This window comes from Ruegeria sp. SATB027, from assembly GCF_059613825.1.
In genome coordinates this window covers 104,305-129,789 of record NZ_JBXWTH010000017.1, presented here as the reverse complement: position 1 = coordinate 129,789, position 25,485 = coordinate 104,305, and the positions used below count along the sequence as shown (strand labels likewise).

Annotated in this window: 23 protein-coding genes and 1 tRNA gene; 12 read left to right on the top strand and 12 right to left on the bottom strand. The window is 56.9% G+C overall.

All coding sequences use genetic code 11. The features are described from left to right. The first annotated feature begins 169 nt into the window (after positions 1-169). Positions 170-1,258 carry an AI-2E family transporter gene (locus AC2FPW_RS02585; protein ID WP_480505094.1) on the top strand — a complete coding sequence of 363 codons (1,089 nt, stop codon included), beginning with the start codon at positions 170-172 and terminating at the stop codon, positions 1,256-1,258. A gap of 99 nt (positions 1,259-1,357) precedes the next feature. Here AC2FPW_RS02585 and AC2FPW_RS02580 read toward each other — a convergent pair whose 3' ends face one another. After that, entirely contained in the window at positions 1,358-2,026 is a 669-nt protein-coding gene (locus AC2FPW_RS02580) for a Crp/Fnr family transcriptional regulator (RefSeq protein WP_496812469.1), read from the bottom strand. Between the two features lie 205 nt (positions 2,027-2,231). On the opposite strand from AC2FPW_RS02580, the gene AC2FPW_RS02575 reads away from it, so the two are divergent. The 3 genes from AC2FPW_RS02575 (at position 2,232) to cls (ending at position 6,354) form a co-directional block, all read left to right on the top strand. Then, on the top strand, positions 2,232-3,851 hold the full coding sequence (locus tag AC2FPW_RS02575; RefSeq protein ID WP_496812468.1) for an arylsulfatase: 1,620 nt from the start codon (positions 2,232-2,234) through the stop codon (positions 3,849-3,851). Positions 3,852-3,945: 94 nt separating this feature from the next. After that, positions 3,946-4,917, top strand: a complete 972-nt coding sequence (locus AC2FPW_RS02570; protein ID WP_496812467.1) for an HAD family hydrolase — start codon at positions 3,946-3,948, stop codon at positions 4,915-4,917. 24 nt (positions 4,918-4,941) lie between these two features. Continuing rightward, positions 4,942-6,354 (top strand): cardiolipin synthase, encoded by a 1,413-nt coding sequence (gene cls / locus AC2FPW_RS02565; protein WP_496812466.1) that lies wholly within the window; start codon positions 4,942-4,944, stop codon positions 6,352-6,354. On the opposite strand, the gene AC2FPW_RS02560 is transcribed toward cls, so the two are convergent. Continuing rightward, the gene (locus tag AC2FPW_RS02560) at positions 6,351-6,785 is read right to left on the bottom strand and encodes an ion channel (RefSeq protein WP_267366422.1); all 435 of its coding nucleotides are present in this window, start codon (positions 6,783-6,785) and stop codon (positions 6,351-6,353) included. The genes cls and AC2FPW_RS02560 overlap by 4 nt on opposite strands. Positions 6,786-6,956: 171 nt before the next feature. Here AC2FPW_RS02560 and AC2FPW_RS02555 point away from each other — a divergent pair, with 171 nt between their 5' ends. From AC2FPW_RS02555 to AC2FPW_RS02545, 3 genes are read left to right on the top strand one after another with little or no spacing between them, the layout of a single operon-like run. Continuing rightward, positions 6,957-7,604 carry an ABC transporter ATP-binding protein gene (locus AC2FPW_RS02555; protein ID WP_496751670.1) on the top strand — a complete coding sequence of 216 codons (648 nt, stop codon included), beginning with the start codon at positions 6,957-6,959 and terminating at the stop codon, positions 7,602-7,604. Beyond that, positions 7,601-10,015, top strand: a complete 2,415-nt coding sequence (locus AC2FPW_RS02550; protein ID WP_496812465.1) for an FtsX-like permease family protein — start codon at positions 7,601-7,603, stop codon at positions 10,013-10,015. Before AC2FPW_RS02555 ends, AC2FPW_RS02550 begins: the two co-directional genes overlap by 4 nt. Continuing rightward, the gene (locus AC2FPW_RS02545) at positions 10,005-11,045 is read left to right on the top strand and encodes a lipocalin-like domain-containing protein (RefSeq protein ID WP_496812464.1); all 1,041 of its coding nucleotides are present in this window, start codon (positions 10,005-10,007) and stop codon (positions 11,043-11,045) included. The genes AC2FPW_RS02550 and AC2FPW_RS02545 overlap by 11 nt, the downstream gene beginning before the upstream one ends. Positions 11,046-11,103: 58 nt before the next feature. On the opposite strand, the gene AC2FPW_RS02540 is transcribed toward AC2FPW_RS02545, so the two are convergent. From AC2FPW_RS02540 to AC2FPW_RS02525, 4 genes are all read right to left on the bottom strand, one after another. Continuing rightward, complete coding sequence (locus tag AC2FPW_RS02540; protein ID WP_267364463.1) at positions 11,104-11,535, bottom strand: universal stress protein; 432 nt, start codon at positions 11,533-11,535, stop codon at positions 11,104-11,106. Then, a complete protein-coding gene (locus AC2FPW_RS02535) occupies positions 11,532-14,141 on the bottom strand; it encodes a TRAP transporter permease (RefSeq protein ID WP_496812463.1) in 2,610 nt (869 codons plus the stop codon). Before AC2FPW_RS02535 ends, AC2FPW_RS02540 begins: the two co-directional genes overlap by 4 nt. 101 nt (positions 14,142-14,242) lie before the next feature. Continuing rightward, entirely contained in the window at positions 14,243-15,211 is a 969-nt protein-coding gene (locus tag AC2FPW_RS02530) for a TAXI family TRAP transporter solute-binding subunit (RefSeq protein WP_496812462.1), read from the bottom strand. 463 nt (positions 15,212-15,674) lie between these two features. Further along, positions 15,675-15,760, bottom strand: a tRNA-Leu gene (locus tag AC2FPW_RS02525). 145 nt (positions 15,761-15,905) lie between these two features. On the opposite strand from AC2FPW_RS02525, the gene AC2FPW_RS02520 reads away from it, so the two are divergent. Continuing rightward, the gene (locus AC2FPW_RS02520; RefSeq protein ID WP_480485552.1) at positions 15,906-16,484 is read left to right on the top strand and encodes a YqaA family protein; all 579 of its coding nucleotides are present in this window, start codon (positions 15,906-15,908) and stop codon (positions 16,482-16,484) included. Continuing rightward, entirely contained in the window at positions 16,481-16,951 is a 471-nt protein-coding gene (locus tag AC2FPW_RS02515) for a disulfide bond formation protein B (RefSeq protein WP_496812461.1), read from the top strand. The genes AC2FPW_RS02520 and AC2FPW_RS02515 overlap by 4 nt, the downstream gene beginning before the upstream one ends. Here AC2FPW_RS02515 and AC2FPW_RS02510 read toward each other — a convergent pair. Then, the gene (locus AC2FPW_RS02510; RefSeq protein ID WP_480485548.1) at positions 16,948-17,535 is read right to left on the bottom strand and encodes an HNH endonuclease; all 588 of its coding nucleotides are present in this window, start codon (positions 17,533-17,535) and stop codon (positions 16,948-16,950) included. The genes AC2FPW_RS02515 and AC2FPW_RS02510 overlap by 4 nt on opposite strands. A gap of 213 nt (positions 17,536-17,748) precedes the next feature. Between AC2FPW_RS02510 and AC2FPW_RS02505 the strand changes: the two genes are divergently transcribed. Together AC2FPW_RS02505 and AC2FPW_RS02500 are read left to right on the top strand one after the other, a co-directional pair. Then, on the top strand, positions 17,749-18,354 hold the full coding sequence (locus tag AC2FPW_RS02505) for an rRNA large subunit pseudouridine synthase E (RefSeq protein ID WP_480557910.1): 606 nt from the start codon (positions 17,749-17,751) through the stop codon (positions 18,352-18,354). A 32-nt stretch (positions 18,355-18,386) separates the two neighbouring features. Then, the gene (locus AC2FPW_RS02500; protein WP_496812459.1) at positions 18,387-18,812 is read left to right on the top strand and encodes a VOC family protein; all 426 of its coding nucleotides are present in this window, start codon (positions 18,387-18,389) and stop codon (positions 18,810-18,812) included. 43 nt (positions 18,813-18,855) lie between these two features. Here the strand turns inward: AC2FPW_RS02500 and AC2FPW_RS02495 are convergent, their stop codons facing one another. Next, positions 18,856-19,521: an alpha/beta hydrolase gene (locus tag AC2FPW_RS02495; RefSeq protein WP_267364470.1), complete on the bottom strand. Its 666-nt coding sequence runs from the start codon at positions 19,519-19,521 to the stop codon at positions 18,856-18,858. Beyond that, complete coding sequence (locus tag AC2FPW_RS02490; protein ID WP_267364472.1) at positions 19,518-20,150, bottom strand: DNA-3-methyladenine glycosylase family protein; 633 nt, start codon at positions 20,148-20,150, stop codon at positions 19,518-19,520. Before AC2FPW_RS02490 ends, AC2FPW_RS02495 begins: the two co-directional genes overlap by 4 nt. Positions 20,151-20,247: 97 nt before the next feature. On the opposite strand from AC2FPW_RS02490, the gene AC2FPW_RS02485 reads away from it, so the two are divergent. After that, positions 20,248-21,474 carry an MFS transporter gene (locus AC2FPW_RS02485; protein WP_480480803.1) on the top strand — a complete coding sequence of 409 codons (1,227 nt, stop codon included), beginning with the start codon at positions 20,248-20,250 and terminating at the stop codon, positions 21,472-21,474. Here the strand turns inward: AC2FPW_RS02485 and AC2FPW_RS02480 are convergent, their stop codons facing one another. From AC2FPW_RS02480 to cysS, 3 genes are read right to left on the bottom strand one after another with little or no spacing between them, the layout of a single operon-like run. After that, positions 21,475-22,251: a squalene/phytoene synthase family protein gene (locus tag AC2FPW_RS02480; RefSeq protein ID WP_496812583.1), complete on the bottom strand. Its 777-nt coding sequence runs from the start codon at positions 22,249-22,251 to the stop codon at positions 21,475-21,477. It lies immediately after the preceding gene. A 2-nt stretch (positions 22,252-22,253) separates the two neighbouring features. Further along, positions 22,254-23,888 (bottom strand): citramalate synthase, encoded by a 1,635-nt coding sequence (cimA, locus tag AC2FPW_RS02475; protein ID WP_267364474.1) that lies wholly within the window; start codon positions 23,886-23,888, stop codon positions 22,254-22,256. Beyond that, on the bottom strand, positions 23,888-25,285 hold the full coding sequence (gene cysS, locus AC2FPW_RS02470; protein ID WP_496812458.1) for a cysteine--tRNA ligase: 1,398 nt from the start codon (positions 25,283-25,285) through the stop codon (positions 23,888-23,890). Before cysS ends, cimA begins: the two co-directional genes overlap by 1 nt. Positions 25,286-25,485 lie beyond the last annotated feature (200 nt).

Genomic DNA, 25,485 nt, shown 5'->3' with positions numbered 1-25,485 from the left:
TGCAACCCTAACCTGCAGAAATAAAACACAAAACCCGTCATCGGTATCAAAGTGACAAATGCCGATCTGCAAACGGCTGACTGCATTGCTAAAAACGGATTGCAGGTGCAGGATTGGATAAAGCGGGGCGATCACCAGCCTGCGTAAGAACAGATAAACAGGATACTGAATGATCCCGGATCAGGAAGATTTCACGGCTCGCCCCAGGCTAAAACTGTCTGTTGTCCGCGACACCTGCATTATCGCGACGCTGATAGTGTTGGGGCTTTATGCCGGGGCGAACTTCCTGATCCCACTTGCCATGGCGCTGCTGGTCAACGTTCTGATCATTGCGCTGAGCGACCGCGTTACCGCGCTGACCCGTGCTCCGGTCTGGTTGGCCAATATCGCCGGAGTGACCGTGGTTCTGGTGGGATTGTTCATGATCATGTACGTGCTGGGCAGTCAGGCAACGCAGTTTGCTCGGTCCGTCAGCACCTACGAAAACCAGTTCGACGGGGCGGTTGAGCGCATAACCGGTCTTGTCGGCAACGATGTCACCACTTTCATCCGCGACAATCTGGTCAGCATCGACATGACCTATGTCGCACGCCTGTTGCTGGGCAGCGCTACGTCCCTGCTAAACCAGTTCTTTCTGATCAGCCTCTATGTCGCGTTCCTGATGGCCGAGCGTCTGGCCTTTCGCAAGAAAATTCAACTTGCGGCTGGCGACCCCCAAACCGGCGCAGATTTTGCGACCATGCTTGATGCCATATCGATCAGCCTGCAACGATATGTAGGGGTAAAGACGCTGATCAGCCTGATCACAGCGGGCATTAGTTATTTTGTATTCAGGGTTCTTGGTTTGGAATATGCGGAAACCTGGGCCGTTTTGACCTTTGCTCTGAACTTCATACCCTCGATCGGGTCGATCATAGCGGTGTTTTTCCCAGCCATGATCGCGCTTGTTCAGTTTGATACGATCGTTCCGTTTCTGATTATCTTATTTGGGTGCGGCACCCTACAATTCCTGATCGGTAACTTCCTTGATCCGGCCATGCTGGGACGTTCGCTGAACATGTCGACATTCCTAGTTATTCTGGCATTGACCTTTTGGACAACTGTCTGGGGCCTGATCGGCGCTTTCCTGAGCGTGCCACTGACGGTCTGCATCCTGATCGTGTTCAGCCACATCCCTGCTTTACGCCCGGTCGCAATCATGATGTCTCTGGACGGCCAATTGGGCGAAGAGGACGGTCAGGCGCGTGCGAAAAACTGAACCACGAAGCAGCGTTGATTTAAGCTCGTCGGGCGCCGTACACTGCGGCCAGCCTGTCCGCGTATTTTGAACCATATACCGGTGTCGCGACCCGAAACCTCAGGTCTGACAACTGGCTATCAATGCGCCCCGATCCAGCAGTCGAACCCGGCCATACCCCAGTTCGATTAACCCCAAATCCACAAGCCGGTGAAGGTTCCTGTGCAATGTCGGTTGCGATACAGCAATCATCGCCGCCAGATCGTCTTGGGAAACATCAATCCAGCCCTCGGTTTTCGTGGTCCCTTCGTCCAAATGAAGCAACCTCAGGACCAGCCGCTTTTCCGTTCCCGTCACGGCCAGATTTGCCATGATGCGCAAAGCGGTCCGCATATTCTCATGCGTTAACGCATAGAAATCCCGGATGTAGTCAGGATTGTTCTGAATCAACCGCGAGATGCTCAGGTTAGGGAAAAACAAGGCTTGAGTGGCTTGCGTCGTGACAACACTGACCAGACGCAGTGCACCTGCAAACAATGCAAGATCGCCAATCCAGAACCCAGCGCCATCGCGGTGCAAAACGAACTCCTGACCGTCATCCGCGGGGGCCGTTATCTGCACACCACCGCTGAGAATCGCGTAGATTCCATTTGCCGAATCACCGTAGTGGTACAGTGTCTCACCCGCCTCAACCGATTTCAGTATGCCAAGAGCTGCCAAATCGGCTTGAAACTCTGACGAGCGGTCACTGAACCATCCGGTGTTTCGTAATAGCTTCAGATTATTCATTTTGTCTCACATTTGTACTTTGAGATATAATCATATGATGAGTTTCCGACGCAAGAACTGACCTATGCTGAAAACGTTCGATTCCCAGAATCTGATATTTTCGACATGGGAATCAACACATTGCTGCCGTGTTGTTCATGCGTTTGAACGCCGGAGATTTAATTTTCCAAGGGTCACTAAGATCCTATCAGATCAGGAGCAAACCATGTTACCTCCATGTTCGCTATCCGGCACCTGGCGCAGTAACTTGTGCCGACTTGCCGTGGTAACCGCCACACTGACACTGGCCATACCCGCCTGGGCGCAGCACCAGAAACCGAATATCCTTGTGATCTGGGGCGACGATGTCGGCCAGTCCAACATCTCGGCCTACACGCGGGGTCTGATGGGGTATCAGACACCCAATATCGACCGTATTGCCGAAGAAGGCATGATGTTCACGGATTACTACGGTGAACAGTCGTGCACGGCCGGGCGATCATCTTTCATCATGGGGCAATCCGTTTTCCGTACGGGCCTGTCCAAAGTTGGCCTGCCCGGCGCTGAGGAAGGCATGCAGATCGAAGACCCGACCATTGCGGGCCTTCTGAAAGCAGAAGGCTATGCCACAGGTCAGTTCGGAAAAAACCACCTGGGTGACCGGGATGAACATCTTCCAACAAACCACGGTTTTGACGAGTTTTTTGGCAATCTCTACCATCTCAACGCCGAGGAGGAGCCGGAAAACATCGACTATCCCAATGATGCTAATCTGCCCGATGGCAGAACCTTCCGACAAGCTTTCGGACCACGTGGCGTGATCAAGTCGACAGCAGGTGGTGAAATCGAGGATACCGGCCCGCTGACCAAGAAGCGCATGGAAACGGTCGACGATGAAACCGCAGCGGCGGCGATTGAATTCATCCGCAAACAAGAGGAAAGCGGCACACCGTGGTTCGTCTGGTGGTCAGGCACCCGGATGCATTTCCGCACGCATGTTTCCGAAGAGAAATGGGCAAAAGCCAATGAAATCGTGGGCAAGCAGGTGGATGAGTATACGGCTGGCATGATCGAACACGACATGCATATCGGTGACTTCCTTACTGCGCTGGACGAGCTGGGCATCGCCGATAAAACCATCGTGTTTTATTCGACCGACAATGGTCCGCACATGAATACGTGGCCAGATGCCGCGATGACACCGTTCTGGGGTGAGAAAAACACCCAATGGGAAGGCGCATGGCGCGTACCCGCCATGGTTCGGTGGCCCGGCAAGATTGCCGAAGGCGCTGTGTCGAACGAGATCGTGCACCATATGGATTGGTTGCCAACATTCTTGGCGGCGGCTGGCAACGAAACCGTGAAAGAAGATCTTCTGGAAGGCGTCACCGTGGCCGAAGTTGGCGGCGGGCGTGACTACCGCGTGCATCTGGATGGCTACAACATCCTGCCGATGCTGACCGGCGAAACAGACGAGAGCCCGCGCAGGGAAATCTTCTATTTCACCGACGATGGTGACCTTGCCGCGCTGCGCTTCGGTGATTGGAAGATCACCTTCCTTGAACAGAAGGCATGGGCAACATTGCGCGCCTGGATGGAGCCTCTGACCCCTCTGCGTGTGCCATTGATCGCCAACTTGCGACGTGACCCTTACGAGCGTGGCTATCGCACGTCGAACACCTACTATGACTGGATGCTCGACCGTGCCTACATGCTGGTGCCTGCACAGGCCTATGTCGCGCAGTTCCTTGAAACCTTCAAGGAATACCCACCCCGACAAGAAGCGGCGAGCTTCAGCCTCGACAAGGTGATGGAGAAGTTGACGTCACCTCCGGGCGCACCGTGATGCTGGCTGTTTGATCCAAGACACCTCAAAGCCGGAGTCCCGATACCGGGGCCCCGGCACTTCTCATTGGCGGTTGAAAATTGAGGAATAACCCGTGCGTCTGTTTTTGATATTGTACAGTGTGCTAGAAGCGACGGTCGCCATCGCCGACCCCTTGCCCTCTTGGAACAATCTAGAATCCAAAGCGAAAATCGTTTCGTTTGTTGACGAAGTGACCGACCCTGCCTCAGCTCACTACGTGACGCCCGATGACCGGATCGCCGTATTCGACAATGACGGAACGCTTTGGGCCGAACAGCCCGTGTATTTCCAGTTTGTTTTTGCCATGGACCGACTGGCCGATCTGGCCGAGCGGGACCCGTCGATCCTGACAACGCCTGCTTTGGAAGCTGCAGCAAAGGGTGAACTAGCGGCCGTTCTTGAAGGCGGGCATGAGGCGCTGATCGAAGTTGTCAACGCATCGCATTCTGGCACCAGCGTCGATGACTTTCAGGCAGGTGTTGCGCAGTGGCTGGAAACCGAACGCCACCCTGGCACCGGCCTGCCCTATGACCAGATGACCTATCAGCCGATGGTCGAGTTGCTGCGTTACTTGCGTGATGAGGGTTTCAAGACCTACATCGTATCCGGCGGCGGCATTCATTTCATGCGCGCCTTCGCCGAGGATGCCTATGGTATCCCGCCGGAACAGATATTGGGGAGCTATGCAGACAGCACCTATAAGGTGATCGACGGCAACCCGACGATCATCAAGGCACCGGGGTTAGCCTTCATTGACGACAAGGAAGGCAAGCCGATCAACATCGAACGTACGATTGGCAGACGCCCGATTCTGGCCGCAGGCAACTCGGACGGAGATTTCGCTATGCTGGATTGGACAACGTCGGGTGATGGCCCGCGTTTGGGAATTCTGATCCACCACACGGACGCCGAACGCGAATGGGCCTATGACCGCGAAAGCCCGATAGGAAAGCTGGCAGACGGGCTGGATCAGGGTCCTGACAAGGGATGGATCATTGTCGATATGGCGCAAGACTGGTCACGCATCTACACTGGGGCAAACTGAACGGCCCGAAAGATGTAAGACCCCATGTGGACAGCGCTGGTATCTATCTTTGTATTCACGTTGTACGTGGCTGCATTTGTGTTTTCGATCCGAGCAGCACAAACCGCGCGAACACCGCAAGGTGCAGTTGGGTGGGTGGTCTTTCTGGTATCAGCACCTTTCCTGGCGGTGCCGTTGTATCTTTTTCTGGGACACCATCGCTTTCACGGATATCGCATCGCGCGCCAGAAAAGTGAGCGGGTTGTTGAAGGGATCAAAACCTTTGCCGATTACTCAAGGCCCGATCCCTCGTCTATGTCGATCAATCCGCGCCCGTTCGAGTTTCTGGCGCATCTTCCTGTGTCCAGCGGAAACGGTGCCCGGCTGCTGGTTGACGGGCACGCCACATTCGACGCCATTTTCGACGCCATCGACAAGGCGAAGAACTATATCCTCATTCAGTTCTACATCATCAGAGACGACGCACTGGGCCGCAAACTGCAATCCAAGCTGATCGAGGCGACGAAGCGTGGGGTTCACGTCCGTTTCATGACCGATGCAGTTGGCAGTTATGGTTTGCCGCGCGCGTATCTGGATACCATGCGTGAAGCCGGGATTGATGTCGCCGACCCGCGTCAGCAACGCGGCCCGAATTTCCGGTTTCAGCTGAATTACCGAAACCACCGCAAAACCGTCATTATCGATGGCGAGACAGGCTTTATCGGTGGTCACAATGTGGGTGAGGAATATCTGGGCAAACATCCGCATTTCGGCCACTGGCGCGACACTCACATAATGATGTCCGGTCATGTCGTCCGGCAATTGCAGCTTATCTTCACCGAAGACTGGCATTGGGCACATAACGAAGACCTGATTGATGAACTTGACTGGGCGGGCAGTGAATCCGAACAGAACATGAATGCCCTGCTGGTTGCGACCGGGCCCGGAGACGAAACCGAAACTGGCGCCATGATGTTCTTTGCGGCAATCGCCGAGGCAAAAGAACGGTTGTGGATTGCGTCGCCTTACTTCGTACCCGACATCGATGTCATGACAGCCCTGCAACATGCCGCGATGCGCGGTGTGGATGTGCGCATCCTTGTTCCTGACATGATCGACCATCGCCTGCCCTGGCTGGCCGCGTTTGCCTATTTCGATGAAATCCGCGACTGCGGCGTACGCGTGTTCCGCTATACCGGCGGGTTCATGCATCAAAAGGCGTTCGTTGTCGACGATACGCTGGCCGCTGTTGGAACAACAAACCTCGACAACCGATCCTTCCGTCTGAATTTCGAAGCAATGGCGCTGTTCTTTGATGCCCGGGCTGCGCAGGCCGTCGACCAGATGCTACAAGAAGATTTCGAATCTAGCTACGAACTGACCCGCAGGTTGCGTCAACAACCGGCCCACATCCGCTTTGGTGCGCCGCTGGCGCGGTTGTTTGCACCGATCCTTTAGGAAAAGAACTTCTCCTGAAAAACGCGTGTCATCAGTGCGACCAGATACGCGGTCGACAATCCAAACGCCAACAGCCCGGTGACCGAGGCAAACGAGCCGAAGATGCGCAGCCCTTCACCCAAAACGATGTCGCCGTATCCGAGCGTCGTAAACGTCACCAAAGAGAAATAGATGGCCGAGTTCCAGTCCGGCAGCACATTCAGCAATACCCAGACGATAGCCCAGATCCAGACCTGAATGGTATGCGTCGCGATAATGAACCCCAGGGCAACAGAAATCGGCCCCGCCGTTGCCACAAACACCCCGCGTGTGACCCATTTTTTGTCCATCTTGATAATGAATATCGTGCACCAGGTCAGAAAGAGAATCTCGATCAGGATGCAAATACCCAGAAAGGTACTGCCCCAAACGATCTGATGCAGCAACGTCATGTATTCTCACCCTGAATTTCGACCATGGATTGCCCGGGCACAATGACCTTTAGAACCACAAGGCACAACCCCGCCGCCAGATGAAGTAGCCTGCGGCGAAAGGAACCGGAGTAAGGTCTGCACTGGACAGTTGGGAAGTCCGACGCACATCCTGTGCAAAAAGGGCGCTTCATGCTGTTGATCATCGACCGAGTTCAAAAGACTTATCCCGGCGGGCGGCCCGTTCTGCGCGATGTGTCTCTGACACTGGATCAGGGACAAACGCTTGCACTGACCGGTGAAAGCGGCAGCGGAAAAAGCACCTTGTTGAACCTGGCAGCCGCCCTGGACGATTTCGACGGGGGCGAGATCACGCTGGATGGCACGCCACTGTCCCCGTTGGACGATGCCGGGCGGGCCGGGTTGCGGCGCAGTAAGGTTTCGCTGGTGTTCCAGCAGTTCAACCTCATCCCATCGCTGACCGTGAGGCAAAACCTGTCCTTTCATGCCCGCCTTGCAGGTACCGAAGATGCCCAATGGTCCGGGCAACTGGCCGAACGGCTTGGGCTTTTGGATCTGCTGGACCGCTACCCCGAAAGCTTGTCGGGCGGACAGCAGCAGCGGGTGGCCATCGGACGCGCCATGGCAGCGCGCCCGAAACTGTTGCTGGCGGACGAGCCGACGGGCAATCTTGACGAAACCGCCAGCGCCAAAGTGCTGGACCTGATGCTGTCACTTGTGTCTGATACTGGCGCAGCTTTGCTGCTGGTGACGCATTCCCCGCAAATCGCGGCCCGTCTGGACACGCACCTACGGCTGAGCGGCGGGTGCATCCAATGACATTGGCCGTCGTCCAGGCCCTGCTGTCCCATTGGCGGATGCACCGGTTGCAACTGGCAACACTGCTAATCGGTATCGCCTTGGCAACTGGTCTGTGGTCCGCTGTTCAGGCCATCAACGCCGAGGCCCGCGCCAGCTATTCCCGCGCCAACGCCCAGCTGGCACTTGGGCAGTTTGACGAGTTGCGAGATCCAGCCGGTTTCATCCCCATGTCCCGCTATGTCGATCTGCGTCGCGCGGGATGGCAGGTGGCCGCCGTACTGGAAGGCCCTTATCGGGTCGCTGGACGTACGTTGCGTTTGATGGGCGTGGATATGGTGGCCTATCCCGCGCTGCCCGCAATTGCCGAGGCCCAGCAAAGCGGTGCGCCGCCCGACCCGGCGGACATATTGACTGCTCCGGGCCGCCTGCTGGTTTCGACAGAGTTGGAGCACTTGTTGCGCGGTCACGATACTCTGCCCCCGGTTCTCAGTACCTCTGCACTACCGCCAGATGTGATCCTGACGGATATCGGCGTTGCCGAACGTCTTCTGAATCAGCCCGGTGCAATCTCGCGGCTCATTATCCTGCCTGATCAACCCCGCGGGATTCAGCCCCTGACCGCGATCGCGCCAGAGCTGGAACGCATCAGCCCCTCACAAAAGATCGACACTGCTCGACTGACCGACAGTTTCCACCTGAACCTGTCAGCCTTTGGATTGCTGTCCTTCGCGGTCGGCCTTTTTATCGTGAACGGCACAGTCGGGCTGGCATTTGCCCAACGCAGGGGCATTATCCGCACGCTGCGGGCACTGGGTATCTCGATGCGATTACTGGTCTGGCTGATCCTTGCCGAGCTGACATTTCTGGCCTTGATCGGTGGGCTCGTCGGGTTGCTTTTGGGCTTCTTTCTGGCCGGAGCACTTCTGCCCGATGTCGCGGCCACGTTGCGTGGCCTTTACGGCGCACCAGTAACAGGGCAACTGACGCTGCAACCGGAATGGGTTTTGGCTGGGATCGCCATGGCAGTCTTTGGCACATTGCTGGCCAGCGGCCACGCATTGTGGCGCCTGTCGCGTATGCCCCTTCTGACAAGTCCGGGCGTTCAAGCGTGGCGGGGCGACCCCCGTGCGCGCCATCTTGCAGCGGCATTCGGATTGGTGATGATCCTGGGTGGCGGTTTGGCCTATGTCAGTTTCGGGGGGCTGATCGCCGGGTTTGCCCTGTTGGCTGGCTTGCTGACCGGTGCAGCGCTGATGCTGCCTGCGCTTTTGTCAGTAATGCTTTCATTCTGCGCCAGCACAGCGCGGGGGCCTATTGCCCAATGGGTCTGGGCGGATATGCGGGCACAACTGCCCGGATTGTCACTTGCCCTGATGGCCCTGTTGCTGGCTTTGGCAGCGAATGTCGGCGTAGGCACGATGGTGTCCAGCTTCCGGCTGACATTCGTCGGGTGGCTTGACCAGCGCCTGACGTCAGAACTCTACCTGACAGCCAGCGACGACGATCAGGGGCAGGAGATTACCGACTGGCTGCGCCCTCAGGTCGAAGCTATTCTGCCAATCCGAAATATGGAAATGTCGCACGAAACGGGGCCTCTGTTTCTTTACGGTGTCGTGGACGATCCGGTCTATCGGCAGAACTGGCCAGTGATCACCTCAAGCCCGAATGCATGGGATGACGTCATGGCCGGACGTGCGGTTCTGATCAACGAGCAACTGGCCCGGCGTGCCGATCTCTGGCCCGGCGGTGCTTTGGCCTTATCGCCGGACCACATCCTGACCATCGCCGGGGTCTATTCGGATTATGGGAATCCTACCGGGCAAGCCATCGTCTCGATGGACCAACTGAACCAGATCGCTCCGGGTACGGAGGCCCGCCGTTTTGGCATTCGTCTAAACCCCGAAAACGCAACCGAAATGGCGCAAACCTTGAGGGAACGGTTCAACCTTCCACGTCAGGCTGTCGTACAGCAAGCTGCAATGAAGGCGCAGTCGCTGTCGATATTTGAGAAGACTTTTGTCGTGACCTCGGCCTTGAATGTGCTGACCCTCGGCGTGGCGGGATTTGCCATTCTCACCAGTCTGCTGACCCTGTGGACCCAGCGCCTGCCACAGATCGCACCGGTCTGGGCGCTGGGGCTGAACAGGGCGCAACTTGCAGGGCTGGAACTGTTGCGCAGCTTATTGCTGGCGGCATTGACCGCCTGTCTGGCGTTGCCACTTGGGCTTGTTCTGGCATGGGTTCTGCTGACGGTGATCAACGTTCAGGCTTTTGGTTGGCGCCTGCCGATGTTCGTTTTCCCCTGGGATTGGCTGTGGCTGTTTCTACTGACCCTTCTTGCTGCCCTGCTTGCCGCCGCCTTGCCCGCGCTACGGATGCTGCGCCTGCCACCCGCCGATCTGCTGAGAGTGTTCGCCAATGAACGTTAGGACCCTCCTGTTCCTTCTTATGTGGCTCTACCCGATACCGCTTTGGGCGCAGGGCTACGCAGGTCTCGGCGGGTCGGCCGAAGGCTTTGACGTGCCAGTAGCCGGGTATGAGTTTGATATCCCAAGGGACCATGGCCCCCACCCGGCGTACCGCATCGAATGGTGGTATCTGACGGCCAATCTCCAAGGGGACGACGGCCTGGACTATGGCATTCAATGGACCCTGTTCCGGTCAGCCCTGAAGCCCTATGACAGCTACGGATGGCAAAGCCCGCAACTTTGGATGGGTCATGCTGCTGTTACGACCCCCAAGGCTCATTTTTTTACCGAGCGATTATCACGCGGGGGGATTGGGCAGGCCGGTGTGACAGTCCAACCGTTTGAGGCCTGGATTGATGAATGGCGCATGGCCGGATCGGATTTGGACGGCCTGTCGCTGTCGGCCAATGGTGATGACTTCGGCTATGACCTTTCGCTGACTGCGCAAGGGCCATTGGTTCTTCACGGCGACGCGGGCTATTCGGTCAAATCTTCTGATGGGCAGGCAAGTTACTACTACTCGCAGCCCTTCTATACAGTCGAAGGCGTGCTGCATTTGCCGGATAGCGAAGTCCGTGTAACCGGTCAGGGCTGGCTGGATCGGGAATGGTCCTCACAACCCTTGGCGGCAGATCAGAGGGGTTGGGATTGGTTCTCGCTCAGCTTTGAGGGCGGCGATAAGCTGATGGCTTTTCGCCTGCGCGGGGACCGAAGCGACTTCACTTCGGCCACCTGGATCAATTCAGACGGCAGTACTGAGGCCATCCCCAACGGCTCAATCAGCCTTTTGCCGCTGAGTACCAACGAGGTTGCCGGGCGTGACATCCCGACACACTGGCAAGTCGACCTTGTGGACCGGGGCATAGATATTCAGGTCTCAGCCCTGACACCTGATGCGTGGATGGGTACCAGTTTCGAATACTGGGAAGGTCCTGTCACCGTAACCGGCAGCCATGAAGGCGTTGGCTATCTTGAGATGACAGGCTACTGAACCAACCCGATATTTGTTCACGACCAGCGACGCGATCTTTTGCGTGCTGGAAAATCAGTCAGCGAACGACATACACCGAGACGTTGGAATGCCGCACCACTCGCGCGGCATTCGGACCAAGCAGGTAGTCCTTAAAATCCGGCTTATGCGCGCCGATCACTATCAGATCGGAACCGGCGCTTTCGGCGGTTTTCAGAATCTCCTGATAGGCTGTGCCTGTCGCAACGACATGGCGGATGCTTTCATTGCGCTCGGCCCCCAATGCCGAAATACACAGCGCCGTCAGTTTGGCCTGCGCCTCGGCCAAAGCCTTGTCGTGAAAATCGGATTCAAAGAACCCGGACACCCAGCTTTCCCCGAAATCGGGCAACACAGTCACAACATCCAACTGTGCCCCTTCCAGATCCGCCAAAGCGGCGGCTTTTTGCAGGACCGGAGCATCAATCTCGCCATTGCTGATATCAATGGCACACAGAACAGAACGTGTCATGCGGGCACCCCTTGTCTGGCGGCACGGCCGCGTTGCAGGAACGCGATGAGACCCAAAAGGATCATCGCTGGGATATACACCAACTGCTTGGGCAGCTGGTCGGACGGTAAGCTGACCGAGGCCAGGCGTACGGGTTCATCGCCATAGTAGTCGAAGATGCCCAGATCGTCGGCCACCGGCGTGCCGAACAGCGGCTCGTCAAGCTTGACCAACCCGTCCTCGGGGACCAGAAGCAAGCCCATCGCCTCGACTCGCGCGGCCCCTCCTTCTTCGTCGCCCACAGTGACAACAACGGTTGTATCCACCATCTCGAGCGTATCGAAATCGGGGCCCGCGACGACCAGGCGGACATCTGTTCCCGGCCGTGTCTGACCAATGGTCTCTTCAAATGCAGCAGGTTCAACCGATTTGAACGGAGGCGAGATGCGATCCATGAAAAAGTCCGGTCGGAATAGGGCAAATGCCACCAAAACGAGCGCGACACTTTCATAGATACGGCTGCGGGTCAGGAAATACCCCATCGTACCCGCCGTGAAGACCAGAATCGCTATGGTCGCGAAAACGGCCACCGTGATCCCTTCAAGCCATGTAACGTCGATCAAAAGAAGATCAGTGTTGAAGATGAACACAAAAGGCAGTGCCACGGTGCGCAGGCTGTAGAAGAACGCCGTGAAACCGGTTTTGATCGCATCACCGCCCGACACAGCAGCCGCCGCGAAGCTTGCAAGCCCAACAGGCGGTGTAACATCGGCCATAATCCCGAAGTAAAACACAAACAGGTGCACAGCGATCAACGGTACAATCAGCCCGCTTTGCGCGCCCAGTTCAACGACGACCCCGGCCATCAACGAGCTGACAACGATATAATTCGCCGTGGTCGGCAGACCCATGCCCAGAATCAGACTTAGCAGCCCAACCATAACCAGCATAAGGATAAGATTGCCGCCTGAAAGGAACTCGACCAGGTCAGCCATTACTTGCCCAACACCCGTCAAAGTCACTGTGCCGACGATCACGCCCGCAGTGGCAGTTGCCAGCGCGATACCGATCATGTTCCGTGCACCATCAATCAACCCCTGCCACAGGTCAGCGATGCCATCGACAAAGGTGTTCTTGAGATTGCTCTGCCCCCGGAAAAGAGCCTTGAGCGGTTTCTGCGTCAGCAGGATTACGAACAGCAAAGCGGTCGCCCAGAACGCCGACAGTCCCGGCGATTTCTGTTCGATCATCAGGAAGTAAACCAGAACGATGATCGGCAGCAGGTAATGCAAACCTGCCTTATAAATATCAGCGATAACAGGAAGCGTGACCTCTTTTGCATTCGGGTCGTCCGGCTCAAGGTCCGGCACCTGAGCGGCCAGATAGAGCAATCCGACATAAACCGCGCAGACGATCAAGCTCAGCACCAGGCCTGCCGCAGACGGTACCCAGCTTGTTACAGCATCGACCGGGAATTGCGAGCCGTAACAAAGCCCTGCAAACACCAGGAAGAAAGCCAACATACCCACAACGGTTCGCGCCAGATGCACGTCACGGTCGCCCAAAGTCGGCATGTTTCGCTTCACGGCTTCCAAATGCACGATATAGACAAGCGCGATGTAAGAAATCGCCGCAGGGAGGAAGGCGTGGGTGATCACCTCGACATATGAGATGCCCACATATTCCACCATCAGGAAGGCAGCCGCGCCCATCACAGGTGGCATGATCTGACCGTTGACCGATGAGGCCACTTCGACCGATCCGGCCTGTTCACTGCTAAAGCCCACACGCTTCATCAGCGGAATGGTAAATGTTCCGGTCGTCACAACGTTGGCAATCGACGAGCCCGAGATCAGGCCGGTTGCGGCAGAACCAACAACGGCCGCCTTTGCCGGACCACCGCGCAGATGCCCGAGCGCACCAAAGGCCATCTTGATGAAATAGTTCCCTGCCCCGGCCTTATCGAGTAACGCGCCAAACAGCACGAACAGGAACACAAACTTCGTGGAAACGCCCAATGCGATGCCAAACACGCCTTCAGACGTGATCCACATATGGCTCATCGCCTTTTTGAGACTCGCACCTTTCCAGCGGATCACTTCCGGCACCCATTCAGATGCGCCAAAGAAGACATAGGCCAAAAAGATCGTCGCGATAATTGCCATGGCCGGGCCAAGCGCGCGTCGCGCGGCCTCGAACAGTAGCACCAAGCCAAGCAACGCGACCCATTTGTCCGTATCGTCGGCCAAACCGCCCGCATTTACGATCTTGTCATAGAAAAAATAGCCATACAGCGCGACGAACGCACCGACCAAGCCCATGATCCAATCCTGAATCGGGATAAAGCCACGCGGGCTGGTTTTCAGCGCTGGATATGCCGCAAATGCCAGAAACAGAGCGAAGGCAAGATGGAATTGCCGCGCATTGTTTACTACGCTGCCCGGCAACACGTAGTTTGCGAGCGGCGACGCCAGGATAACCTGAAAAATCGACCAGATCGCGGCTACAATCGCCAGGAAGACACCTACATTCCCGACCGGATTACGCCCGCCCGCGTCGGATGATGCGACCAGATCCTGAAGCTCTTCTTCGGAAAGCGGACGATTGGATTGAGTGTCGGAATTCATCAAATGTCTCCCCGTCGCGGCCATTTTTGACCTTCTAACTCACCTGCTTGGTACAGGCGTTGTGCAGGGCGCCCTAAAAAGCGCCCTGCTTCAGGTCTGGTTTACTGAATCCAGCCTTTTTCTTTGTAATACTTCTCGGCCCCCGGATGCAGCGGTGCAGACAGGCCATCTGCGATCATTTCTTTGGGCTTGAGGTTGGCAAACGCCGGGTGCAGTTTTTTGAAGTCTTCGAAGTTTTCAAAGACCGAGCTGACCACCGCATATACCGCGTCGTCCGACACATCTGCCGAAGTCACAAAAGTCGCACCTACGCCAAACGTCTGGGTGTCGCCGTCAGAACCACGGTACATGCCACCGGGGATGGTTGCAGTACGGTAGAACGAATTGTCGTTGACCAGCTTGTCCACGGCTTCACCGCTGACATTCACCAGAACCGAGTCACAGGCTGTGGTGGCTTCCTGGATCGAACCAGACGGGTGACCAACGGTATAAACCATAGCATCGATCTGGTTGTCGCACAGGGCAGCCGATTGTTCAGCCGCTTTCAGCTCTGTCGCCAGTTCGAAATCATCGGTGGTCCAGCCCATTTCGCCCAGAAGAACTTCCATGGTGCCGCGCTGACCGGAACCGGGGTTCCCGATGTTCACGCGCTTGCCTTTCAGGTCTTCAAAGTTTGTGATGCCTGCATCGGCGCGGGCCACAACGGTAAAGGGCTCGGGGTGGACCGAGAACACCGCACGCAGGTTTTCGAAAGGACCGGCCTCTTCAAATTTCGAGGTGCCGTTATACGCGTGATACTGCCAGTCGGACTGGGCAACACCGAATTCCAGCTCGCCTTCGCGAATTGTGTTGATGTTGTAGACCGAGCCACCGGTCGATTCGACCGAGCAGCGGACACCGTGTTCCTTCCGGCCCTTGTTTACCAGACGGCAGATCGCGCCACCTGTCGGATAGTAAACACCGGTCACGCCGCCGGTACCGATTGTAATGAACTCTTCGGCATACGCCGCCGGAGCCAACATGGCTGCGGTTACAAACGCGCCGAGGCTCAATTTGCTGCTGTTTCTCATTTCAATACTCCCACATTTTTTGTCTGGCAGTTGGAATTCAAATCGATCATCTGCCCATAAAACTGTGCCGATAACGATGATCGGCCCGCCTTACAGCAGGTGCAACCTGTTGAATTTTCCAGTTTCTCCCAACCCCTTTGAGGGTTCATTCAGATACTTTCAATGTCAAGGCCAGCGCCAGCCTGACTCGCATCAATCCGCATATATGAGCGCAAATTTCGAATTTTCCCCTCTGGCACACAGGAATACCCGCCAGATCGGTCTTCCTGATCTTTGCTCCCAAATATGTTCAGGTCGGTTCAACAGCGGGTCGCATATGGTGCCCTTTCGCAGGGAAAAGTTGATACCAGAGGACTGAAGGGAACCAGACCAGATCGAAAAGTAAGAATTAAGTGTGCGAACACGCAAGTGGCCCGAAAAGAAAAAACAGGAAGCAGGTTCCCCTAACTCCCTGTTTTTACTTTGGTACCCAAGGCCGGACTCGAACCGGCACGGTATCACTACCGGGGGATTTTGAATCCCCTGCGTCTACCATTCCGCCACTTGGGCCACGGACACTGGATTAGCGCCCATCAAAGGGAAGGTCCAGAGGCAAAAATCATCCAATAATCCATTTGTTTCCACTGCGATGGTTGACGGGCCGTCAGGTGCGTGGTTTGGCTTTCCCGGGTCGAGAACGGGATTTGAGTGCTAAATGTTGCGATCGCTTTATGACTGGACAATTCGTCTGGCGGAACACCCTCATGCGCTGTGGGCGCTGGCCGTAGTGGCTTTTGTCGAAAGCTCGTTCTTTCCAATCCCCCCCGACGTTCTGATGATTCCGATGATCCTTGCGCGCCCCTCGCGCGCTTGGCTGATTGCATCTGTTGCCCTGGTGGCTTCGGTTCTGGGCGGGATGCTGGGCTACGCGATTGGTGCGTTTTTCTATGAAAGTCTGGGGCAGCCCATTCTTGAATCCATGGGCAAGGCTCATGCGATGGAAGAATTCAACACCCGCTTCAACGATTTCGGGTTCTGGGCGGTTCTGGCCGCCGGTGTGACGCCTTTCCCGTACAAGGTCATCACCATTATGTCCGGCTGGACAGGAATGCCGCTTGGAACATTCATCGCAACGTCGATACTGGCACGCGCGCTCAGGTTCTTTCTTGTTGCGGCCCTGCTTTGGGGCTTTGGCGAGCCGATCCGTGAGTTTATCGAAAAACGCCTGGGGCTGATGTTCACCTTGTTCATCATCCTGTTGTTTGGCGGCTTCCTGGTGGTGAAATACCTATGACGAGACGTTCACAACTTATCGCACTGGCAAGTCTTGGGTCCCTGGCCCTTCTGCTGGCAGCTTTTGGCTTTCAGCATCTGGGCGGCCTTGCCCCGTGTAAAATGTGTATCTGGCAGCGCTACCCGCATGGGGTCGCAATCGCAATTGGCGTTTTGGCGCTGGCCTTACCAAGGCTAAGTTTCCTGCCCCTCTGTGGCGCAATGGCCGCCGCCGCCACTTCGGGCATCGGGTTCTATCACGCCGGCGTTGAGCAAGGGTGGTGGGAAGGTCCGACCAGTTGCACATCCGGCAGCATCAGTGGGATGTCGAATGACGATCTGTTCGATCAGATTATGTCCGCGCCTTTGGTTCGCTGCGACGATATCCCGTGGGAATTGTTCAACATCTCGATGGCTGGGTGGAATGCCATTGCCTCGGCTGTTCTGGTGCTGATCTGGCTCGCGGCGTGGAAGTCAGAGCGGGCCTAGAATTCGTCCAGTTCCGCATCCCAATACAGAAAATCGATCCAGCTTTCGTGCAAGTGATTGGGGGGGAATTTCCGACCAACATTGCGCAGTGCTTCGGCGTCAGGCTGGCGGGGCGGCTTACGCAGGTTCATTCCTGCCTGACGCAGTGATTTCGACCCTTTGCGCAGGTTGCACGGGCTGCACGCCGCCACAACGTTCTGCCAACTGGTCACCCCGCCAGCGGCGCGTGGCACCACATGATCAAAGGTCAGGTCACCGCGACTGCCACAATACTGGCATCGGAACTCGTCTCTCAGAAATAAATTAAAGCGCGTGAAGGCCACGCGCTTTCTGGGTTTTACATAGTCTTTCAAAACAACGACCGAAGGTATTCGGATCTGCGTACTTGGGCTGCGAACCACTTCGTCGTATTCGGCCACGATGTCGACCCGATCCAGCCAAGCGGCCTTGATCGCCTCTTGCCAGGGCCACAGGGACAACGGGTAATAAGACAGGGGGCGATAATCGGCGTTCAAAACCAATGCCGGATGATGCTTCAATGCACCTGGCTCCCTGACAAATTCGGTCCTGAAGTCTCCGTCCATATCAGAATCGCTCCTCGCTCTGCTCTGCCCGTTTTTGACATCAGAGCGGGGAACACCCGCCCCGGCCTTAATATAACTATATATCGTGTTAATACTCTGACAAGCCCTGATTTTCCACAATATGTCGCAAACTGGGTAATGCGAATCCGTAACAGGCACATGACAGTTATCCACAGCTTGCGCGGGCTGTACTCTTCGGGGTATGCGCACGTCATGTCCTGGTTCATTCGCTTCAACAAACCTTACGATGTGCTGCCGCAGTTCACCGACCGCGACAATGCGGATACGCCGCGCAGTACACTGTCCGATTTCATCGATCTGCCCGGGGTTTATCCCGCCGGTCGACTGGACCGTGACAGCGAAGGTTTGATGCTGCTGACCGACCACGGCAAGTTGCAGGCGCAGATCTCGGACCCCAAGCACAAGATGGCAAAAACCTATTGGGTTCAGGTCGAAGGTATTCCGGACGAAACCGCCCTGAAAGCGCTGCGAAACGGCGTCGAGTTGAAAGACGGCCTGACCCGTCCGGCGAAGGTGCGGCAGATCGACGAGCCAGACAACCTGTGGCCCCGCACCCCGCCAATCCGCGAACGCGAGACTGTACCAGACAGTTGGATAGAACTGTCCATACGCGAGGGCAAAAACCGTCAGGTGCGTCGAATGACGGCCGCCGTGGGCCTGCCGACCCTGCGCCTGATCCGCTGCCGCATCGGTGACTGGACATTGGACGACCTGGAACCGGGCCAGTGGGACAGCCTGCCCATGCCGTCCCTGAACTCCACACCGCAACGAAAACGCGACCGTCGACCGCGCCGGTGACATACCCTGCCCTGATCTGCTAAACTCGGGTCATGAAACTAACTCCCGGAATACCGGCCCCTTCGGCGATTCTGGAAGCGTCGCTTTATGTCGATGATCTGGACGCAGCGGAACAGTTTTACGGCGAAGTACTGGGCCTGGAACGCATTCAGCGTGTCGCCGACCGCCACGTGTTTTACCGAATTGGCGGATCGGTGCTGCTGATCTTTAACCCGGAACAGACGGAACAGCCGCCCCTCAACCCGAACATGCCTGTTCCGTCCCACGGCGCCCGTGGTGCAGGACACGTGTGTCTTGTACTGACCCGAGATGAAATCGCGGTAATGCGCAAGCACCTTCTGGACTGGAATGTCCCCGTAGATGCAGAGTTTGACTGGCCCGGAGGCGCACGTTCCTTGTACGTGCGCGACCCGGCCGGAAACTCAGTCGAATTTGCGGAAGCCCATCTTTGGTCTTGAACCAATACAAAACGACCGTGTTCCGCTGAACTGACCTTACTGGCTAAAGGCTCAGCTTGTCGCGCATGAAGGCCAGAGCCACACTCAGCCCGTCCGGGGCGATGCCGTGCCCAGTGCCCTTCATGACATGGGCATAGACCTCTTTGAAACCGGCGGATTGCAGGGCCTCTGCCGCTTCGGGCAAGGATTGCGGCGGGACGACGTCGTCGGCATCGCCATGCACCAGCAGTACAGGCATCCGGCTGACGGTTTCGTCTGCCAGAAGGTCCGCCTCTAGCAAACGGCCTGAGAAAGCGACAATTCCGGCCACGGGGTCTTCGCGGCGGGGCGCGACATACAGGCTCATCATCGTGCCCTGGCTGAAACCAAACAGGACAACCTGTTCTGGCAACAGGTCTTCATCCACCATCAGAGCATCCAGAAAGGCGTTGAAATCCTCGACCGCCATTTCCATGCCCCTGCGCGCCTCTTCTTCGGACGACCCGTCAATCCAGGGAATGGGAAACCACTGAAAACCATTGGGCATTCCGGGGATCTGCTCGGGCGCGTCCGGGGCCACGAACAATGTGTCGGGCAGATGTTCACCCAGCGGGTCGGCCAAACCCAGCAGATCGGCACCGTTTGCGCCATAGCCATGTACGAACACCACAACCGAGCGCGTGTCGCCCGAAACAGGTTCTTTCCGGAGCGCATTCAAAACCCGTGTCATCTGATCCCTTCTCTTTGCTTTGCAACCCGGTAATAGGCCCACAGCACCCGCGCCGCAACCGAGCGCCAGGGCGACCAGGCCTCGGCCATCTTGCGCAGTTCTTTATCTGTTGGGCGGTTGGGCAGGTCATAAAGGATGCGCGCGGCCTCTTGCAGCGCCAGGTCGCCGGGGGCGATCACATCAGCGCGACCAAGCGAGAACATGGCGTATATCTCCGCAGTCCAGACGCCGATGCCAGACACCTGCGTCAGCGTGGCCACAACTTCTGCATCAGGAGCATCACGTAACGCTTTGTAATCTATACGCGCTTCTGCCAACGCCTTTGCATAGCGGATCTTCTGACGGCTTAACCCTACGGCCCGCAGATCGTCATCCGTTGCCCACATGATCTTTCGCGGACCCGTCAATTTGGCATCTTGCAGGCGTTTCCATATTGCATTGGCCGAAGCCACACTGACCTGTTGGCTGACAATGGCACTCAGCAACTGCGCGAACCCATCGGGACGGCGACGTAACGGCAATGGGCCAGTCTGTTCCATTGCATAGGCCATGCGCGGACAGCTCTGGGCCAGCCATTCAGCCCCTTCCGCCACACAATCCGGCGTTTCGATGATGCGGCCAACGGGCATGTAGCCTCCCTGCTCGGTTGTCACTGGCACGTTAGGCGCATGTGCCGCAGATGCAACCGGCTTGTGCCGCAAACACTTAGCCGATAACCATTCCGCCATGACCATGATCTCGACCCTTCCCGATGACCGTCAGGCCAAACGCAACGTTGCCGTCTTGGTGGCGGCGCAGGCCATTCTGGGCGCGCAGATGCCAATGATGTTCATCGTCGGAGGGCTGGCGGGTCAGTCGCTGGCGACCAATCCTTGCCTGGCAACATTGCCCATTTCGCTGATTGTTCTGGGATCAATGCTGGCAGCCACGCCAATCTCGGCCATCATGCAAAAATGGGGGCGTCGGGTCGGGTTCCTTGTTGGCGCGACATCCGGTGCGTTGGGCGGGCTGATCGGAGCCTATGGCCTGTTTCTTGGCTCTTTCCCCGTCTTCTTGGTCGGCAGCCTGTTAACAGGCATCTACATGAGCGCCCACGGATTCTACCGGTTCGCCGCAGCGGACACCGCATCGGACGAGTTCCGCCCCAAAGCGATTTCCTATGTCATGGCTGGTGGATTGGCAGCTGCCATCATTGGCCCGCAGATCGTAAAGCTCACGTCCGAAGCCTACGTCATCCCGTTTCTGGGCACCTATCTGGCTGTCATTGGGATCAATGTTCTGGGGTCCGCCCTGTTCTTCTTCCTTGATATCCCAACACCTGCAAAACCCACCGGCACCGAGCCCAAGGGACGATCGCGACTGGAATTGCTGAAAACACCCCGCATCGCCGTGGCCATCATATGTGCCATGGTATCTTACGCGCTGATGAATCTTGTGATGACTTCGACGCCGTTGGCCGTGGTAGGTTGTGGTTACTCGGCCAATGACGCCGCTGACATCGTCACCAGCCACGTGCTTGCCATGTATGTGCCCAGTTTCTTTACGGGTCACCTGATCGCCCGGTTTGGCATCGAAAGGATTGTGGCGCTGGGTCTGGCAATTCTTGCAGCCGCTGGCCTGGTCGCTTTGCAGGGCGTTGATTTAGGGAACTTTTTCGTCGCTCTCATTCTTCTTGGTGTTGGGTGGAACTTTGGCTTTATCGGCGCGACCACGATGCTGGCCGCATCGCATGAACCGCAGGAACGCGGCCGGATGCAGGGCCTCAACGACCTGCTGGTGTTTGGCGGAGTGACTATGGCCTCGCTGGCTTCGGGTGGATTGATGAACTGCTCGGGCGGTTCCCCGGTTGAAGGGTGGACAGCAGTCAACCTTGCCATGATTCCGTTGCTGACATTGGCAGGCGGGGCCCTGTTGTGGCTGGTTCTGCGACCGGCCGACCCGGAACGGGCCTGATCACCAGCGCCCGCTGCCCGCAGTCCACATCAAGGACAGCCGTTGCTGTATTTCTCCCGGAACAAGATCACCGGAGGCAACACGTTCTGGGCTAGCTATTGCTTGCTTCAAAATCCGTTCGGCCAACCACCCGGAATATAATGCCGGCCGTGCCTCGGCCGAAATTTCAGCCCGATGCGATCTGGCTTTTTGCAGGCGATTCAAGGCGGTTCCGGCCAAGGCACGCACCCCTTCAAGGGTACCGTCGAAAAGCGGTATCCGCCCGCGTTGTTCCAGTTCAGGAATAGCCCTGAGCCAGTTCGCCACCCCAACCGCATATCCAAAGTCACGCAACACAGTTTCATCGGCCACCCCCAGCGCCTGGGCTGATGCAACAACCAATGAGCCCGTGCTGTGATCGATGTAGGCGTCAAAGTGCTCCTGATCCTCGAACGGATCACGATATATATCCCAACGCCTTACGGCCACATATTCATCCAAAACACCAGCCAGATGGGGCGAAAGAACCTGTGACAAGGGTGTTACTACCTCGTGCCGCCGTACGGTTGCCCCTTCAGCAATTTCCTGTAGCGCGTCACGCCACCATTGCAGCCGCATCTCGGCGATCATCGGCTCTTGCGTCACCCAGGGCGCGCGGGCAACTTCGACGTTTAACGCGTAAATCGGGAACAGGACTGCACGGTCTGCCACCGGTGCAGCCATCGCAGCGCGGAAACGATCTGGATCAGCCCGTTGCACAAGTTCCGCGCAGGCCTTGACGTCTTGGTCAAAGACCACGCTCACTCGGCTGCTGCCTTTTTCGGATCACAATCGCGCACCAGTTTCCATTGAATCGCATCCAGAAGCGCCTCGAAAGACGCATCGACTATATTCGCGCTGACGCCCACGGTGGACCAGCGCCGCCCCTGCCCGTCTTCGCTGTCGATGATGACACGCGTGACCGCTTCGGTGCCGCCTTGCGTAATCCGCACCTTGAAGTCGACCAGACGCATATCTGACAACACCTGTGAATACTGGCCCAGATCCTTGGCCAAGGCTTTGGCTAAGGCGTTCACCGGCCCCCTGTCGCTGCCTGACTCGTCCATGGATTCGCTGACAGACAGCTTCTTTTCACCATCCACTCTTACGACAACAACGGCCTCGGACAGGCTGACCATCTTGTTGTATTTGTTCTTACGCCGTTCAACGGTGACTTTGTAACGCTTGACCTCGAAGAACTCAGGCAATTGACCCAGCTCTTCCCGCGCCAGCAGTTCAAAACTGGCCTGAGCGGTGTCATAGGAATATCCATCCGCCTCGCGGGCCTTTATCTGGTCAAGGATGCGGCCAAGTGCGGGGTCACCTGCCTCAACACGCAAACCAGCCTCGGTCAAACGCTTGCGCAGGTTTGACTGACCAGCCTGGTTCGACATCGGAATGATGCGGGCGTTCCCGACGCTTGCGGGGTCCACATGCTCATATGTCGATGGGTCCTTGAGGATCGCGCTGGCGTGCAGTCCGGCCTTATGTGCAAAAGCCGACGCCCCGACATAAGCCGCCTGCTTGCTGGGCACCCGATTCAGGACATCATCCAGCATCCGGCTGATCCGGGTCAAACCAGCCAAAGCCTCACGGCTGACACCAATATCAAACTGCGACGCATAGGGTTCCTTCAATAACAGCGTCGGGATCAAAGCGGTCAGGTTCGCATTACCGCAACGTTCGCCCAAACCATTCAATGTTCCCTGAATTTGCCGTGCACCGGCCTCAACAGCAGCCAGAGAACAGGCAACGGCATTTTCGGTATCGTTATGGGTGTGAATGCCCAGCCGATCACCGGGCAGCCCGGCTGCGATCACCTCGGATACAATTCGCCCAACCTCGGACGGCAAAGCGCCACCATTGGTGTCACACAGGACAACCCACCGCGCGCCAGCCTCAAGCGCTGCGCGACAAACATCCACGGCATATTCCGGATTGTCCTTGTAGCCATCAAAGAAATGTTCCGCATCAAACAGCGCTTCTCGCCCCTGCGCGACGATATGCGCGACCGAGGCGCGCACGTTTTCCGTGTTTTCTTCCAGTGAAATGCCAAGCGCGTGGGTGACGTGATAATCATGCGACTTGCCGACCAGACAAACAGCCTGCGTTCCCGCATTCATCACGGCTGCCAGCACATCGTCATTCTCGGCTGATCGTCCTGCGCGTTTGGTCATGCCGAACGCCGTCAACCGGGCCGCGGTCTTTGGTGCCACCTCGAAAAACGCGCTATCGGTTGGGTTAGCGCCGGGCCAACCGCCTTCGATGTAATCCACACCCAAAGTGTCCAGCGCCTGCGCGATCTGCACTTTTTCTGCGGTCGAGAACTGCACGCCCTGCGTTTGCTGCCCATCGCGCAGGGTTGTGTCGTAGAGGTAGAGGCGTTCCTTAGTCATCAGACCTCCTCCAGCTTGGCAGCATCAAAACCGGTGCCGGGCACCAGTTCGACACTGTCCTTGCTCATTCGAACCTCAAGCCCTGCCGCAACATAAGCTGCCTTCAAGCGATCAACTTCCGAGAAGTCCTTGCTTTGCATTGCGATTTCGCGTGCCTTCGCTAAACGGTCCGCATGAGAGGTCAAATCGACAGATGCGGTATCTGCCCAGTCGCTCATCTCAGGTAAAAGCAAACCCAGCAGTTGCGCACTGGCCAGCAGACCTGCGGCGTCACCGTCTGAAGCCAGACGATAAAGCTCGCTCATGGCACCTGCCGTATTCAGATCGTCACTTAGTGCTGCGATGACTTCAGGTGCCGCGTTGGCTGCGGGCTCGATGCCCGCTGTCAGCGCCCGCCACTTGCGCAGCGTCGCCTCGGCCTCACGCGCCTTCTTTTCGGTCCAATCCATTGGCTTGCGATAATGCGTCTGCAGAAAGACGAAGCGGATTACCTCGCCCGGCACACCCTGCTCCAACAGATCATGCACGGTAAAGAAATTGCCCAGAGATTTGGACATCTTCTTGCCCTCAACCTGCAACATCTCGTTGTGCATCCACACCCGCGCAAACTCCCCATGCGGGTGAGCGCATTTGCTCTGGGCGATCTCGTTCTCATGATGCGGGAACATCAGGTCATTGCCACCCCCGTGGATATCAAAGCTCTCGCCCAGCAGTTCATAGCTCATGGCCGAGCATTCGATGTGCCAGCCCGGACGTCCCCGGTCCCACGGGCTGTCCCAGCCCGGCAGATCATCAGTCGAAGGCTTCCACAACACGAAGTCCATCGGGTTTTTCTTGTATGGCGCGACCTCGACCCGCGCCCCCGCAATCATGTCATCGACCGACCGGCCAGACAGTTTGCCATAGCTTTCTTTCCAGCTGTCGACCGCGAACAGAACATGACCTTTGGCGGCATAGGCGTGACCCTTTGCAATCAGGTCTTCGATCATCGCGATCATCTGGGCGATATACTGGGTCGCGCGTGGCATCTGGTTGGGTTCCAACGCTCCCAACGCGCCCATGTCGTGCAAGTACCAATCGATGGTCTCGTCCGACCGCTCCTGCACCAGTTGCTCAAGCGTGCCTTCTGCACCCGCCTGTTTGCGCGCCAATGCCGTTGCGTTGATCTTGTCGTCCACGTCGGTGAAGTTGCGCACATAGGTCACGTGATCTGTGCCGTAGACGTGACGCAACAGGCGGTAGAGCACATCGAACACAACCACCGGGCGGGCATTACCCAAATGGGCACGATCATAGACCGTTGGGCCACAGACATACATCCGCACGTTTTCAGGATCGATCGGTACGAAGTCTTCCTTCGTCCGCGTCCGTGTGTTGTGCAGCTTGATCGTCGTCATCGGTCGGGCTCCTAAGAAACAGCAAAGGCTTGCGCGTTGGCGCGGGCTTAGCAACTTGTCTCAGGGATGAAAACGAAAGAAACCGGCCCGCTTGATAAATCAGCAGGTAATGCAGCAGATAATAATGATGCAGGTCACCGGGTTCATGGGACATCGGTTAGCATGGGATCATTCCCAAGCCAAGTGTTGAGTTTGCCATC